The organism is Streptomyces sp. NPDC090108 (assembly GCF_044747185.1).
Lineage (GTDB): Bacteria > Actinomycetota > Actinomycetes > Streptomycetales > Streptomycetaceae > Streptomyces.
Window position 1 is genome coordinate 307,184 of record NZ_JBIVDQ010000007.1, and the last position, 13,494, is coordinate 320,677.

11 protein-coding genes are annotated in these 13,494 nt (G+C 76.0%); 3 read left to right on the forward strand and 8 right to left on the reverse strand.

The features are described 5' to 3' along the window. Window positions 1-37 precede the first annotated feature (37 nt). Window positions 38-1,261, reverse strand: a complete 1,224-nt coding sequence (gene mycP, locus ACIPRD_RS25420; protein ID WP_356400195.1) for a type VII secretion-associated serine protease mycosin — start codon at window positions 1,259-1,261, stop codon at window positions 38-40. Beyond that, window positions 1,258-2,259, reverse strand: coding sequence for a hypothetical protein (locus ACIPRD_RS25425; protein ID WP_401566179.1), 1,002 nt, complete (start codon window positions 2,257-2,259; stop codon window positions 1,258-1,260). Before ACIPRD_RS25425 ends, mycP begins: the two co-directional genes overlap by 4 nt. Window positions 2,260-3,786: 1,527 nt before the next feature. On the opposite strand from ACIPRD_RS25425, the gene ACIPRD_RS25430 reads away from it, so the two are divergent. Next, window positions 3,787-4,989: an amino acid deaminase/aldolase gene (locus ACIPRD_RS25430; RefSeq protein ID WP_401566181.1), complete on the forward strand. Its 1,203-nt coding sequence runs from the start codon at window positions 3,787-3,789 to the stop codon at window positions 4,987-4,989. An 81-nt stretch (window positions 4,990-5,070) separates the two neighbouring features. On the opposite strand, the gene ACIPRD_RS25435 is transcribed toward ACIPRD_RS25430, so the two are convergent. From ACIPRD_RS25435 to ACIPRD_RS25450, 4 genes are read right to left on the reverse strand one after another with little or no spacing between them, the layout of a single operon-like run. After that, window positions 5,071-6,330, reverse strand: a complete 1,260-nt coding sequence (locus tag ACIPRD_RS25435) for a haloacid dehalogenase-like hydrolase (protein WP_401566184.1) — start codon at window positions 6,328-6,330, stop codon at window positions 5,071-5,073. Window positions 6,331-6,355: 25 nt separating this feature from the next. Next, window positions 6,356-7,138: a 3-oxoacyl-ACP reductase gene (locus tag ACIPRD_RS25440; RefSeq protein ID WP_356400187.1), complete on the reverse strand. Its 783-nt coding sequence runs from the start codon at window positions 7,136-7,138 to the stop codon at window positions 6,356-6,358. Beyond that, window positions 7,135-8,508 carry an aldehyde dehydrogenase family protein gene (locus tag ACIPRD_RS25445; protein ID WP_401566187.1) on the reverse strand — a complete coding sequence of 458 codons (1,374 nt, stop codon included), beginning with the start codon at window positions 8,506-8,508 and terminating at the stop codon, window positions 7,135-7,137. The genes ACIPRD_RS25440 and ACIPRD_RS25445 overlap by 4 nt, the downstream gene beginning before the upstream one ends. 11 nt (window positions 8,509-8,519) lie before the next feature. Further along, window positions 8,520-9,884, reverse strand: coding sequence for a glutamine synthetase family protein (locus ACIPRD_RS25450; RefSeq protein WP_401566190.1), 1,365 nt, complete (start codon window positions 9,882-9,884; stop codon window positions 8,520-8,522). Between the two features lie 95 nt (window positions 9,885-9,979). On the opposite strand from ACIPRD_RS25450, the gene ACIPRD_RS25455 reads away from it, so the two are divergent. Together ACIPRD_RS25455 and ACIPRD_RS25460 are read left to right on the forward strand one after the other, a co-directional pair. After that, complete coding sequence (locus tag ACIPRD_RS25455) at window positions 9,980-10,717, forward strand: FadR/GntR family transcriptional regulator (protein ID WP_401566192.1); 738 nt, start codon at window positions 9,980-9,982, stop codon at window positions 10,715-10,717. 56 nt (window positions 10,718-10,773) lie between these two features. Continuing rightward, a complete protein-coding gene (locus ACIPRD_RS25460; RefSeq protein ID WP_401566195.1) occupies window positions 10,774-11,472 on the forward strand; it encodes a gamma-glutamyl-gamma-aminobutyrate hydrolase family protein in 699 nt (232 codons plus the stop codon). A 29-nt stretch (window positions 11,473-11,501) separates the two neighbouring features. Here the strand turns inward: ACIPRD_RS25460 and ACIPRD_RS25465 are convergent, their stop codons facing one another. After that, window positions 11,502-11,894 (reverse strand): VOC family protein, encoded by a 393-nt coding sequence (locus tag ACIPRD_RS25465; protein ID WP_356400177.1) that lies wholly within the window; start codon window positions 11,892-11,894, stop codon window positions 11,502-11,504. A 453-nt stretch (window positions 11,895-12,347) separates the two neighbouring features. Next, a complete protein-coding gene (locus ACIPRD_RS25470; protein WP_401566197.1) occupies window positions 12,348-13,493 on the reverse strand; it encodes an RNA polymerase sigma factor in 1,146 nt (381 codons plus the stop codon). Window position 13,494 lies beyond the last annotated feature (1 nt).

The following is a 13,494-nucleotide window of genomic DNA, read 5'->3' on the forward strand; positions in this document are numbered from 1 at the left end:
GGGCGTCGCGGACCCACGAAGATCGGAGAGACGCCCGCTAGGGGTGGGGCACCTGGCGGTCCCAGCCCGAGGGGCGGGGCCGGCGGGTCCTCCAGAGGATCACCGCTGCCACCAGGAGCACGCCGCCGGTGCCGCCCGCCAGCGGGGCGGCCCAGGCCGTGGTGCCGGACCCGGACCTGGCCGTGTCGGGACCCGCGCCGAAGTAGCGGTCGCCGTAGGCCGCCGGCCGGAGGCTCTGCGGGCGGAGGCGGCCGGCCGCCTTGAGCGCGGCCGCGGGGTCGATCATGCCGAAGCCGCGGGAGTCGTCGCGTCCGCCGACGGGGGCGTCGCGGGCCGTGTCCTCCAGGAGCGTTCTGACCTGGGCGGGGGCCAGGTCGGGGTGGGCGGCCTTGATCAGGGCCGCCGCGCCGGAGACGAAGGCGGAGGCGGCCGAGGTGCCCCAGCCCTCGTAGTACCGGTGGTCGGGGTCGGCGATCACGACATCCACGCCGGGCGCGCTGACCGCGGCGTACCAGCGGCGGGTGGAGAAGGCGGCGTGGGTGCCGTACTTGTCCACGGCCGCGGCCACGAGGACGCCGGGGTAGGCGGCCGGGTAGGAGACGTGGTCGCCCTTGTCGCCGCCGTTGCCCGCGGAGGCCACGACGACCACGCCCTTCTTCAGGGCGTACTGCACGGCCTCGTCCTCGCCGGGCTCGGGGTGTGCGGAGGCGGAGTCGTCGCCGAGGGAGAGGTTGATGACGTCGGCGCCGTGGTCGGCGGCCCAGCGGATGCCGTCGGCGAGGGCGCTGCCGCGGGTGGTGCGGGCCTTGGAGCGCGCGGCGTCGCCGTCCTCCAGGATGACCCTCACGGGAAGGATCTTCGCCTCGGGCGCGACCCCCATGACGCCCGCGCCGTCGCCCGGCCCGTGGCCGTGTCCGGCGATGATGCTCGCCATGGCGGTGCCGTGCCGGGCCCAGGCGCGGTCCCCGGGCTTCGCGCCGAAGCCGACCATGTCCTTGGCGGGCAGGACGTTGCCGGTGAGGTCCGGGTGGCCGGCCTCGACGCCGGTGTCCAGGACGGCGACGGTGACGCCCTTGCCCTTGGTGGTGCGCCAGGCCTCGTCCAGATGGAGCGCGGACAGCCCCCACTGCTGGGCGCGGATGCCGTCGGCGTGGGCCGCGGCGGACGGCGTCAGGGCGAGGGCGGCGCTCAGGAGGAGGGTCATGGCGGCGGAGCGGGTGGTCGCGCCGGTGCGGCGCGGGCCGCGTGTCGATCGCCTCATGGGGACTTCTCCGTGGCCGGGCTGACGGTCGTGCGCAGGCGCCGGACGAACCGGTCCGCCAGTCCCTGGGCCTCGTTGCCGAGGCCGGCCTGCGCGGGGGGCGTGGTGGCGCCGGACCCGGCGGCCTCCGCGGCGGGCTGGGGCGCGTCGAAGGTACGGCCGTCGGCCCAGCCGGAGACCGTGTAGACGACGACGGGGGCGTCCGTGAGGACCCTGACCGTCCAGGTGGCACGCTGCGCGTCGCCGAAGCCGGCGGCCGGGGTGCCCTTCGCGGCGTACGGCCGGGGCATGAGGTCCGCCCGGCTGTCCAGGTGCTCGTCGTGGAAGCGGGCGGCGAGCGCGGCCGTGGCGGTGGTGTCGGCCTTGGTGAAGAGGAGGCCGACGGTGGTGACGTAGGTCTGGGTGGCGTCGGTGTAGGTGGCCCGCAGGAGGCGGCGGCAGCCGACCGGGGCGAGGGCCTTGCCCAGCAGCGGGTCGAACGCGTCGGCGCAGCCGCTGTCCGGGGCCACGGCGATCCTCGTCCAGGTCCGGTCGGCGCCGCCGGGTCCGGCGCCGGTCCCCTGGACGGTGGGCGGGAACAGCTGGTCGACCGGCACGCTGTGCCACATGGGGGCGGCCGCGGCGAACGCGTTCGCGGAGGCGGCGCCCTCGCCGTCCCCGGTGAGCCAGCTGCCGGTCACGGCGCCGGCGATGAGGCCGAGTCCGAGCACCAGGCAGGCGGCGGCCGCACCGGTACGGCCGCGCATCCACGCCGCCACCTGCCGTTCCCGCGCCGGCTCGCCGTAGGCCTCGGGCTCCCCGGAGGGGGCGACGGGCCGGGTGGCGGCGGTCCAGGAGTGGGCGGGGTCGGGCGAGGGCCCGGACCCGGAGCCGGCGAAGGAACCGGTACGGCCGGGTCCCCCGGTGTGACCAGGCGCACCGGCCGGAACGCCGGCGCCGGGGCCGGCGGAGCGCGGGCCGCCGAGAGTGCCGGGCGCGGCGGACCGGGCCGGGGGCACGGGGCCCGGAACCCCGGGGGCCTGATACCCGGCGGGGGCCGCCTGCCCGAAGCCGGCGGGCTGCCCGACGGGGGCCGGAGAGGCCGCCGCCTGCCCGAAGCCGGTGCGCTGCCCGGCCGGGGCCGGGGAGGCGGGGAAGGCCGGGGCCGTGGGCGGCGCCCCCTGCGCGGTGGCGGGAGCGGCACCGGCAGACGCGGGGCCGGTACCGGCGGGCGCGGACGCAGGGCCGGTACCGGCGGACGCGGGCGCACCAGGCGCCGGCGGGACCGGGCGGAGCCTCCGCGTCGTCTCGGACGCGGATTCCGCCGGAGCGCCGGGACGGCGGGACGGCCCGGACTCCGCACCGGCGGACGGCGACGCCCCGCCCTCGCCGGGGGCGGGCGCGGCCGGAACGGGCCGGAGCCGTGCCGTCGTCTCCGACGGCGACTCCCCCGGAACCCCGCCACCAGCGGACCGGTCCGGCAGAGACCGCCCCGGCCCGGCGGGCGGGAACGGCGAAGCCATCGGCTCCCCGGCGCCGGTTCGGGCACCGGACCCCCCGTGCCCCGGCGTCCCCTGCGGGAACGGCGAAGCCATCGGCTCCGCACCACCGCTCCAGCCGGCGGACACCCCCTGCCCCGGCGCGGTAGGCGCGGTCGGCCCCGGCGCGGGCGGCGCAGGCGGCGATGCCGTCGGATCCGCGACACCGGTCCGGACAGCGGACGCCCCCTGACCCGGCGTTCCCGGACCCGGTACGGCCGCACCGCGCGGAGGCGTCATCGGAGCCGGACCGCCGGGGCGGACCGCCGAGGCCCGCTCTCCGGGTGTCGCGGAGCCGCCCGCGGGAGTCGCCGGGCCGGGGACGCGGTGCGGCGGTACGGCCGTGCGTGCGCCGGTGACGTCCGGGCGCAGGGCGCGGGACGCGCTCGGCGGGGCGTCGGGGAAGCGGGCGGAGGCGGGCGGCGGGGGCGGGCTCGCGGGGACCGCGGGCGCCGTGGGCACGGCGGAGGCGCCGGGCGCCGGGGAGGCCGCGGGCGGGGCGGGGGCCGCCGAGGGCGCGCCCACGGGGTGTCCCGCTCCGGCGGACGGGCCCGCGGGCGGGCCGGACTCGCCGCGGGGGGCGCGCGGGGTGAACACGGAGGGCTCGTCCTCGAGGTGGTCGTCCGTCGTGGGGACCGGCGGTGTCGTGGGGCGCGGAGGTACGGGGGCGCGGCGCGCTTCCGTGCTCATGCACCCCCCGTTTCCTCGTGCCCGGGCCGACTCTCGTACGCGGGCCGCGCTGCTCGCCGGCCGTGCCCGGAGCGAAAGGCCTGTCCGGGCACGCATACCCGTACGGCTGTATCGGCATCCCGGTTCAGCTCGGACGGCATCCGGATCAAGAACTCGTACGGCATCCGGGTCGAGAAGAGGCGTCCGGGTGTCCTCCGCGGTACGTGCGCGTCACTCTACGGGTTGACCCCGGGGAAGGGAGAACCGGTCGGCGGGGGCGAGGTATCTGCCCGGAACGTCCCCCTACCCTGTGGTAATCGCGTCTGGCAGGCTGCCGTCATGACTGCGCGCGCCGCTGACCGTGCCCGCTACGACCGGGCCACCGCTCATCTCGACGCACCGCTCGCGATCGTGGACCTCGCGGCCTTCGACGCCAACGCGGCCGATCTGGTCCGCCGCGCCGGCGGCAAGCCGGTCCGGGTCGCCAGCAAGTCGGTCCGCTGCCGGGCCCTGTTGGAGCGGGTGCTGGCCATGGAAGGCTTCCAAGGAGTGATGTCGTACACCCTGGCCGAGTCGCTGTGGCTCGCGCGCTCGGGGTTCGGTGACGTGCTGCTCGCCTATCCGTCGGCGGACCGGGCGGGGTTCGCCGAACTCACCTCGGATCCGAAGCCGGCCGCCGCCGTCACCGTGATGGTCGACGACGTCGCCCAGCTCGACCTCATCGACGCCGCCCGGGACGGCGGGCGTGAAGTGGTGCGGGTCTGCCTGGAGTTGGACACCTCGCTGAAGCTGCTGGGCGGCCGGGTGCGGATCGGCGCCCGCCGCTCCCCGCTGCACTCCCCCGCCCGACTGGGCGCGCTGGCGCGGGCGGTGGCCGGGCGGCCGGGGTTCCGGCTGGTGGGGATCATGGCGTACGAGGGGCACATCGCGGGCGTCGGGGACGCGGTGGCCGGGCGGCCGCTGCGGTCGCGGGCGGTCCGGCTGATGCAGGGCGCGGCCCGCCGGGAGCTGGCGGAGCGGCGCGCGGCGGCGGTGCGGGAGGTGCGGGCCGCGGTGCCGGACCTGGAGTTCGTCAACGGCGGCGGCACGGGCAGTGTGCAGCACACGGCGGCCGAGGACGCGGTGACCGAGATAGCGGCCGGTTCGGGGCTGTACGTGCCCCGGCTCTTCGACAACTACACGTCGTTCAGGGGCCGTCCGGCGGCGCTGTTCGCGCAGCCGGTGGTGCGGCGCCCGGGTGTCGGGGCCGTCACCGTGCTGGGCGGCGGCTATCCGGCCTCGGGCGCGGCCGGACGCGACCGGCTGCCGGTGCCGTATCTGCCGGAGGGGCTGGCGTACGACCCGCAGGAGGGTGCGGGCGAGGTGCAGACCCCGCTGCTCGGCGCGGCCGCCGACGACCTGCTGATCGGCGACCGGGTGTGGTTCCGGCACGCCAAGGCGGGTGAGCTGTGCGAGCGGTTCGACGCGCTGCACCTCGTCGAGGGGGACACGGTGACGGCGACCGTGCCGACCTACCGGGGCGAGGGGCACACCTTCCTCTAGGCCCGCTCGCCCATCCGCTCGCCCGCTCGCCCGCTCGCCCGGTCGCGCGCACCCGTCACCCGCGTCCCGCCCGGGCCGGTCTCAGAAGACGGTGTCGGGCAGGTCCGGCACCACGGAGCCGTCGGGGCGCCGTACGGGCCCCCGGGTGCCGTCGGCGGCCGTCCGCGCGCCGGTCGAGCACGGGTACGGCTCGGCCCTGCGCGGGAGGGGGCCGATGAACATCGGGGTGATCACCCAGCGGCCGTCGGCGTCGTCGTAGGCGCGGCACATCAGTTCCGGCTTGTTCCGGTTGACGACGAGGTGGGCGCCGGTGGCGTCGCCGACGAAGGTGACGTCGGTGTCGGCGTCGCCCGCGCCGAGGGCGATCCGCCGGGACGGGGGCTGCTTCTTCCAGGCGGCCGGGCCGTGGATGCCGTAGACGTCCTCGTTGAGCCGGCAGCGTTTGCCGTCGATGTAGGGGATCACGGTGCCCTCGCCGGCCGGGACCCCGCCGCAGCCCTCGTTGCGGGTGGTGATGCGGCCGCGCCGGTCGAGGACGGAGCGGATGGCGAGGGTGTGGGCGGCGTCGACGCCGATCGCGCGGGACCAGACCTCGGTGACGGGCTCGGCGCCCGCCGAGACGACGTAGACGCGGAACCCGGCCCGCCGCAGGGTGCGGACGAGGTCGCGCTGCTGGTCGTAGTAGCGGACGTAGGCGGGGACGGTGTGGGTGCCGAGGACGCGGGTGGCGCCGACGGGGGCGGCCAGGGCCTCGCGGCGGGCGGCCTCGGCGTAGGAGGCGAGCCGGGCCGGGGTCCGGCCGGCGAAGAGCTGCGGCACCCAGGCGTAACCCGGCACGGTGCGCCGGTGGTTCCAGGTGCCGGCGAAGGCCGGGGCGCCGCTCACGGTGGTGGCGTTCTCGCGGATCTCGAGGATCTCGTCGGCGCAGCGGGGCCGGTCGGAGGTGCGCAGGGAGCCGCCCGCGCCGGTGCCGCAGGCGGCCGTCAGCGCCCGGTCGGCGGCGTCGCTGAGCCAGGCGCTGGTGTCCTTCCAGCGGGCCGGGCGCGGCAGGACGTCGTGGCGCAGGGCCCAGGAGAGGGTGGCGTCGGTGACGTCGTTCTTGGTGACGGTGTTGTCCCAGTCGAACGCAGCGACCGCTCCCCGGTGCCCGGAGCAGGTGCCGTAGGCGTCGACGACCCGCTGCAGGCGGGCCCGGTCGTCCCCGTGCCAACGGGCCGTGAGGCGGGGGCAGTCGGCACCGGCCCGAACCCGTGCGGCGGGTGCGGCGGGTGCGGCGGGTGCGGCGGGTGCGGCCGCCAGGGCGGCGGCCGCTGCCAGGGTCCACGCGGGAAGCTGTCGCATACGCGCGGACCGTACACCTTTGTCCCTACAGGGGCGTGACGTACGCGCCCGAGATCCCGCCGTCGACCAGGAAGTCGGTGGCGTTGACGAAGGAGGAGTCGTCGCTGGCGAGGAAGGCCACGGCGGCGGCGATCTCGTCGGCCTCGGCGAACCGGCCCACGGGGATGTGCACGAGCCGGCGCGCGGCCCGCTCCGGGTCCTTGGCGAACAGCTCCCGCAGCAGCGGGGTGTCGACGGGGCCGGGGCACAGGGCGTTGACCCGGATGCCCTCCCGGGCGAACTGCACGCCCAGTTCACGGGACATGGCGAGCACGCCGCCCTTGGAGGCGGTGTAGGAGATCTGGGAGGTGGCCGCGCCCATCCGCGCGACGAAGGACGCCGTGTTGATGATGGAGCCCTTGCCCTGGCGGCGCATGTAGGGGATCGCGGCCTTGCAGCACAGGTACACCGAGGTGAGGTTGACCTCCTGCACGCGCTTCCAGGCCTCCAGGCCGGTCTCCAGGATGGAGTCGTCGTCGGGCGGCGAGATGCCCGCGTTGTTGAAGGCGATGTCGACGCTGCCGTAGGTGTCGAACGCGGCCTCGAACAGGCCCTCGACCTGTTCGGGGTCGGTGACGTCGGCCTGTACGAACAGTCCGCCGACCTCCTCGGCGGCGGCCTTCCCGGCGGTGGCGTCGATGTCGGCGCAGACGACGTTGGCGCCCTCGGAGGCGAGGCGGCGGGCGGTGGCGAGTCCGATGCCGCTGCCCGCTCCCGTGATGACGGCGGTACGGCCGGACAGGCGGCGGCAGACGATGTTGTCGGTCACTGTGCGGGGCCCTCCGTGCTGATGAAGACGTTCTTGGTCTCGGTGAAGGCGGTCAGGGCGTCGGGGCCGAGTTCCCGGCCGAGGCCGGACTGCTTGAAGCCGCCGAACGGGGTCCAGTAGCGGACGCTGGAGTGGGAGTTGACGGACAGGTTGCCCACGCGGACGGCCTGGGAGACGCGCAGGGCGCGGCCGAGGTCCCGGGTCCACACGGAGCCGGACAGGCCGTAGGGGGTGTCGTCGGCGAGGCGGACCGCGTCCTGTTCGTCGGTGAACGGGAGCAGGACGGCGACGGGTCCGAAGATCTCCTCGCGGGCCGCCGCGCTGTCCGGCCGCTCGCCGGTGAGGACGGTCGGCGGGAACCAGAAACCGGGCCCGTCCGGGACGCCGCCGCGCAGGGCGGGGGCGCCCTCGGGGACGTAGGACCGTACGCGTTCGACCTGCGCGCGGGAGATCAGCGGGCCCATCTGGGTCTTCTCGTCGGCCGGGTCGCCGACCACGACCGCGGCCAGCGCGCCGGCGAGGAACTCGCGGGCCTGCTCGTACACCGTCTCCTGGACCAGGATCCGGGTGCGGGCGCAGCAGTCCTGGCCGGAGTTGTCGAGGAAGGAGAAGGGGTCGAGGGCGGCCTCGACGTCGGCGTCGGCGAAGACGATGTTCGGGCTCTTGCCGCCGAGTTCGAGGGTGACGGGCTTGATCTGCCGGGCGCAGCGCTCCATGACCTCGCGGCCGGTGCGGGTGGAGCCGGTGAACACGATCTTGGCGACGCCGGGGTGGTCGACGAGCGCGCGGCCCGCGATGTGGCCGTGGCCGGGCAGGACCTGGAAGAGGTGCTCGGGCAGGCCCGCCTCCAGGGCCAGCTCGGCGAGGCGCAGGGCGGTGAGCGGGGTGGTCTCGGCGGGTTTGAGGACGACGGCGTTGCCCGCGGCGAGGGCGGGGAAGGAGCCCCAGGCGGCGATGGGCATGGGGAAGTTCCACGGGGCGATGACGCCGACGACGCCGAGGGGTTCGTGGAAGGTGATGTCCCAGCCGCCGGGTGCGGGGATCTGCCGGCCGAGGAGGCGTTCGGCGCCGCCGGCCGCGTACAGCAGGAGGTCCCGGGCGTTGCCGGCCTCCCAGCGGGCGTTGCCGAGGGTGTGGCCCGCCTCGCGGACCTCCAGCAGGGCCAGTTCCTCCACGTGCGCGTCGACGGTGTCGGCGAAGCGGCGCAGCTGCCGGGCCCGGTCGGCGGGCGGGAGCGCGGCCCAGGCGGTCTGGGCCCGCGTGGCGCGTACGACGGCGGCGTCCACGTCGGCCGCGCCGGCGGCGGGGACGGTGGCGACGACCTGCTCGGTGGCGGGGTTGAGGACCTTCAGCTCGTGCGGGTCGGACACGTGGTGACCTTTCAGAGGCGTTCGAAGGAGCGGCGCAGCTCCCAGTCGGTGACCGCGGCGTCGAAGGCCTCCAGTTCGACGCGCGCCATGTTGCCGTAGTGGGCGACCACGTCCTCGCCGAAGGCGGCCCGCGCGATCGGGCTGTCCTCCCAGAGCGCGGCGGCCTCGCGCAGGGTGGCCGGGACGTGTGCGAATCCGGCGGTGTAGGCGTTGCCGGGGCAGGGTTCGGGCAGTTCGAGTTTCCGCTCGACGCCGTACAGGCCGGCCGCGACGAGTCCGGCGACGGCGAGGTGCGGGTTGACGTCGCCGCCGGGCAGGCGGTTCTCGAAGCGCAGGGAGCGGCCGTGGCCGACGACGCGCAGGGCGCAGGTGCGGTTGTCGTGGCCCCAGGCGACGGCGGTCGGGGCGAAGGATCCCGGCTGGAACCGCTTGTAGGAGTTGATGTTCGGGGCGTAGAGCAGGGAGAAGTCGCGCAGGGCGGCGAGCTGTCCGGCGAGGAAGTGCCGCATGACCTCGGACATGCCGTCGGGGCCGTCCCCGGCCATGGCGTTGGTGCCGTCGGCGTCGGCGAGCGAGAGGTGGATGTGGCAGGAGTTGCCCTCGCGCTCGTTGTACTTCGCCATGAAGGTGAGGGAGACGCCTTCCTGGGCGGCGATCTCCTTGGCGCCGGTCTTGTACAGGGCGTGCTGGTCGCAGGTGACGAGGGCCTCGTCGTAGCGGAAGGCGATCTCGTGCTGGCCGGGGTTGCACTCGCCCTTGGCCGACTCCACGGTGAGGCCGGCACCGGCCATCTCGTTGCGGATGCGGCGCAGCAGGGGTTCGATGCGGCCGGTGCCGAGGACGGAGTAGTCGATGTTGTACTGGTTGGCCGGGGTCAGGCCCCGGTAGTTCGCGTCCCAGGCCTGCTCGTAACTGTCCTTGAAGACGATGAACTCCAGCTCGGTGCCCACCTGGGCGGTGTAGCCGAGCGCGGCGAGGCGCTCCAGCTGGCGGCGCAGGATCTGGCGCGGGGCGGCGGCGACCGGGGAGCCGTCCTCCCAGGCGAGGTCGGCGACGAGCAGCGCGGTGCCGGGGTGCCAGGGGACGCGGCGCAGGGTGGACGGGTCGGGGCGCATCGCGAAGTCGCCGTAGCCGCGGTCCCAGGAGGACATGGCGTAGCCGTCGACGGTGTTCATCTCGGTGTCGACGGCGAGGAGGTAGTTGCAGCCCTCGGTGCCGTGCCGGAGGACCTCGTCGAGGAAGAAGCCGGCGGCGAACCGCTTGCCCTGCAGACGCCCCTGCATGTCGGGGAAGGCCAGGACGACGGTGTCGATCTCACCACCGGCGACGAGGGCCCGCAGGTCCTCGACGCTCAGCGGGGGCGTGCGGTCTGCCACGGGAGGTCCTCCTTCGGCGTCTTCGCTTTTTTCGGCCGGGCCGAGGGCCATAAGGTATTGCGGAGAACCATTGATTGGGAAGGGGATACGGCCGGATGTCGCGGGACGAGGGTCCGAACGTGCCGGACGAGCGGCTCACGGCCGTGCTGCGGCCGGTGCGGGCCGGCAACGGCTTCGAGGAGGCGCTGGAGCAGATCCTCCAGGTCGTGCGGCTCGGCCTGGTGCCCGGCGGCGAGCGGCTGCCGGCCGAGCGGGAGCTCGCGGAACAGCTCGGGATCAGCCGGGTGACGCTGCGCGAGGTGCTGAGGGTGCTGCAGGACCAGGGCCTGGTGGAGTCGCGGCGCGGGCGCTACGGCGGAACGTTCGTGCTGGCGCGCGCGGACGCGGGCGGCGAGGACGAGCTGCGCCGGCGCGTCGCCGCGGTCGACATCGAGGACGTGCTGCGCTTCCGGGAGGTGCTGGAAGTGGGGGCGGCCGGGCTGTGCGCGGCGCACCGGCTCGACGCGGAGCGGGGCGCCCGCCTGCGGGAGGCGCTGCGCCGCACGCACGAGGCCCCGCTCGGTGACTACCGCCGGCTCGACACGCTGCTGCACCTGACCCTGGCCGAGCTGTGCGGCTCGCCGTCGCTGACCGCCCAGTACGCGGCGGTGCGCGCACAGGTCAACGAGCTCCTGGACTGCATCCCGCTGCTGGTACGCAACCTGGAGCACTCGCAGCGCCAGCACACCGCGCTGGTGGAGGCGGTGCTCGACGGCGACGCCGACGGCGCGCGGAACATCGCCCGTGAGCACTGCGCGGGCACGGCGGCCCTGCTGCGGGGCTTCCTGGCGTGACCCGCCTTCTGCAAAGGTATGGATGAGCACCTTTGAGGGTCTGGGAGGAAGACGGCGTGAGCGCGGAACCGCTGATCGGTGTGAGCACCTACCTGGAGGGCAGCGCGCGCTGGGGCGTGTGGGACATGGCCGCGGTGCTGCTGCCCGCCACCTATCCCCGCCATGTGCAGCGGGCGGGCGGGGTGGCCGTCCTGCTGCCGCCGGACGCGCCGGAGCGGGCCGCGGCCGCCGTGGCCCGGCTGGACGGGCTGGTCGTCGCGGGCGGCCCCGACGTCGATCCGGCGCGGTACGGCGCCGTGCGCTCTCCGCTCACCGGACCGCCCGCGCCGGAGCGGGACGCGTGGGAGCTGGCGCTGATCGGGGCGGCGCTGGCCGCCCGGGTGCCGCTGCTGGGGGTCTGCCGGGGGATGCAGCTGCTGAACGTGGCGCTCGGCGGGACGCTGGTGCAGCACCTCGACGGCCACGCGGAGGTCGTCGGCGCCTACGGCAGCCATCCGGTGAAGCCGGTGCCGGGGACGCTGTACGCCGGGATCGCGCCGGAGGAGACCCCGGTGCCGACGTACCACCACCAGGCGGTGGAGCGGCTCGGTGCCGGGCTGGTGCCCTGCGCCCACGCCGCGGACGGCACCGTGGAGGCGGTGGAGCTGCCGGCGGAACGCGGCTGGGTGCTGGGGGTGCAGTGGCATCCGGAACTGGGCGAGGACCTCAGGGTCGTGCGGGCGCTGGTCGGGGCGGCCCGGGACCGGGCGGCCTGACCCTCGCGCCGGCGGCCGTACCGGCGGCTCTACGCCTGCCCCTCGTCGCCGTACGGGCGCGTCATGATCTCCATGGCGTGTCCGACCGGGTCCTCGAAGTACAGGCCGCGGCCGCCCCAGCGGTGGTTGATCTCGCCGGGCTGCTCCTGGTGCGGGTCGGCCCAGAACGTGATCCCGGCGTCGCGGATGCGTCCGAAGGCCGCGTCGAACTCCTCGTCGGAGACGAGGAAGGCGTAGTGCTCGGAGACGATCGCGTCGTCCGGGACGGTGGCGAAGTCCAGAGTGACGCCGTTGCCGGTGGCCACCGGCACGAACGGGCCCCACTCGGCCCCGGCCTCGAGCCCGAGGATGTTCGCCAGGAAGTCGGCCGACTCCCGCTTGTCCCGGGCGTGGACGATGGTGTGGTTCAGCTCGACAGACATGTGTGAATGCCTCCGCAAGCCAATCTCACGGGCACCTTTCCGTGCCGCACCGGGCCGGTGACCGGCACACGACGCCCTCCCCTCGATCGTAGGCAGCGCCGCTCCCGGAAGTCGAGCGGTGCCTCCTCGCCCGCACCGGGCGGGCCGGGTGCCGCGGCGGAGCCGGGTCGCGGCGGGGTGCCGCGCCAGAGCCCCGGGGCGCGGCGGAGCCGGGTCGCGGCCGGGTGCCGCGGCGGAGCCGGGTCGCGGCGGGGTGCCGCGCCAGAGCCCCGGGGCGCGGCGGAGCCGGGTCGCGGCGGGGTGCCGCGCCAGAGCCCCGGGGCGCGGCGGAGCCGGGTCGCGGCCGGGTGCCGCAGCGGAGCCCCGGGGCGCGGCGGAGCCGGGTCGCGGCCGGGTGCCGCAGCGGAGCCCCGGGTCGCGGCGGGGTGCCGCACCGTGGTCCGGGCGCGGTTCTCAGCGGCTCCGGCGGGCGTTGAGCCGTGCGGCCCGGCGCGTGAGGTGGTCGCGCTCGGCGAGGCTGAACGCCTTGCCGGCCGCCTCGGCGTACAGCCGTGCCGCCGTGGCCAGGTCGCCGTCCCGCTCGTGGAGGTACGCGGCCACCGCGGTGTGCCGGGGCAGAGAGGGGTCCAGTGCGGCGAGCGCCGCCAGGCCGGCGCGCGGCCCGTCGGCCTCCCCCACCGCGACCGCGCGGTTGAGCCGGACGACCGGGCTGCCGGTCAGGCGCGCCAGCTCGTCGTACCACTCGACGATCTGCACCCAGTCGGTCTCCCCGGCGGTGGGCGCGTCGGCGTGCAGTGCCGCGACGGCGGCCTGGGCCTGGAACTCGCCCAGCCGGTCGCGGGCGAGGGCCGCCTGCAGGATCTCCACGCCCTCGGCGATCAGCGCGGTGTCCCAGCGGCCCCGGTCCTGTTCGGCCAGCGGCACCAGGCTGCCGTCGGGGGCCGTCCGGGCGGCGCGCCGGGCGTGGTGGAGCAGCATCAGGGCGAGCAGCCCCGCCGCCTCGGGGTGGCGGGTGGCGGCGGCGAGCTGCCGGGCGAGGCGGACGGCCTCGGCGGCGAGGTCGACGTCACCGGAGTAGCCCTCGTTGAAGACCAGGTAGAGGACGCGCAGCACGGTGGAGACGTCGCCGGGCCGGTCGAACCGTACGCCGGAGACGGTGCGCTTGGCGCGGCTGATGCGCTGCGCCATGGTCGCCTCCGGCACCAGGTAGGCCTGGGCGATCTGGCGGGTGGTCAGTCCGCCGACGGCGCGCAGGGTGAGCGCGACCGCGGAGGACGGGCTGAGCGACGGGTGGGCGCACAGGAAGTAGAGCCCGAGCGTGTCGTCCGCCGACGGCGCGGGCCCGGGCACCGGTTCCCCCTCGACGAGGTCCTCGCGCCGGCGCCGGGCCGCGTCCGCCCGTGCCGCGTCGAGGAACCGGCGCCAGGCCACGGTGACCAGCCAGCCCCGGGGATCGCGCGGCGGATCGGCCGGCCACACCCGGACCGCCTCGACCAGCGCGTCCTGGAGGGCGTCCTCGGCCGCCGCGAAGGGGGCTCCGCGGCGGACGAGGACGGTGAGCACGCCCGGGGTGAGGCTCCTGAGCAGGGCCTCGTCCATC

Bases quoted from the DNA above. Each gene is read 5' to 3' on its own strand.
- ACIPRD_RS25470 (WP_401566197.1), bottom strand. From the start codon at position 13,493: ATGGACGAGGCCCTGCTCAGGAGCCTCACCCCGGGCGTGCTCACCGTC.
- ACIPRD_RS25465 (WP_356400177.1), bottom strand. From the start codon at position 11,894: ATGTCTGTCGAGCTGAACCACACCATCGTCCACGCCCGGGACAAGCGG.
- ACIPRD_RS25430 (WP_401566181.1), top strand. From the start codon at position 3,787: ATGACTGCGCGCGCCGCTGACCGTGCCCGCTACGACCGGGCCACCGCT.
- ACIPRD_RS25455 (WP_401566192.1), top strand. From the start codon at position 9,980: ATGTCGCGGGACGAGGGTCCGAACGTGCCGGACGAGCGGCTCACGGCC.
- ACIPRD_RS25435 (WP_401566184.1), bottom strand. From the start codon at position 6,330: ATGCGACAGCTTCCCGCGTGGACCCTGGCAGCGGCCGCCGCCCTGGCG.
- mycP (WP_356400195.1), bottom strand. From the start codon at position 1,261: ATGAGGCGATCGACACGCGGCCCGCGCCGCACCGGCGCGACCACCCGC.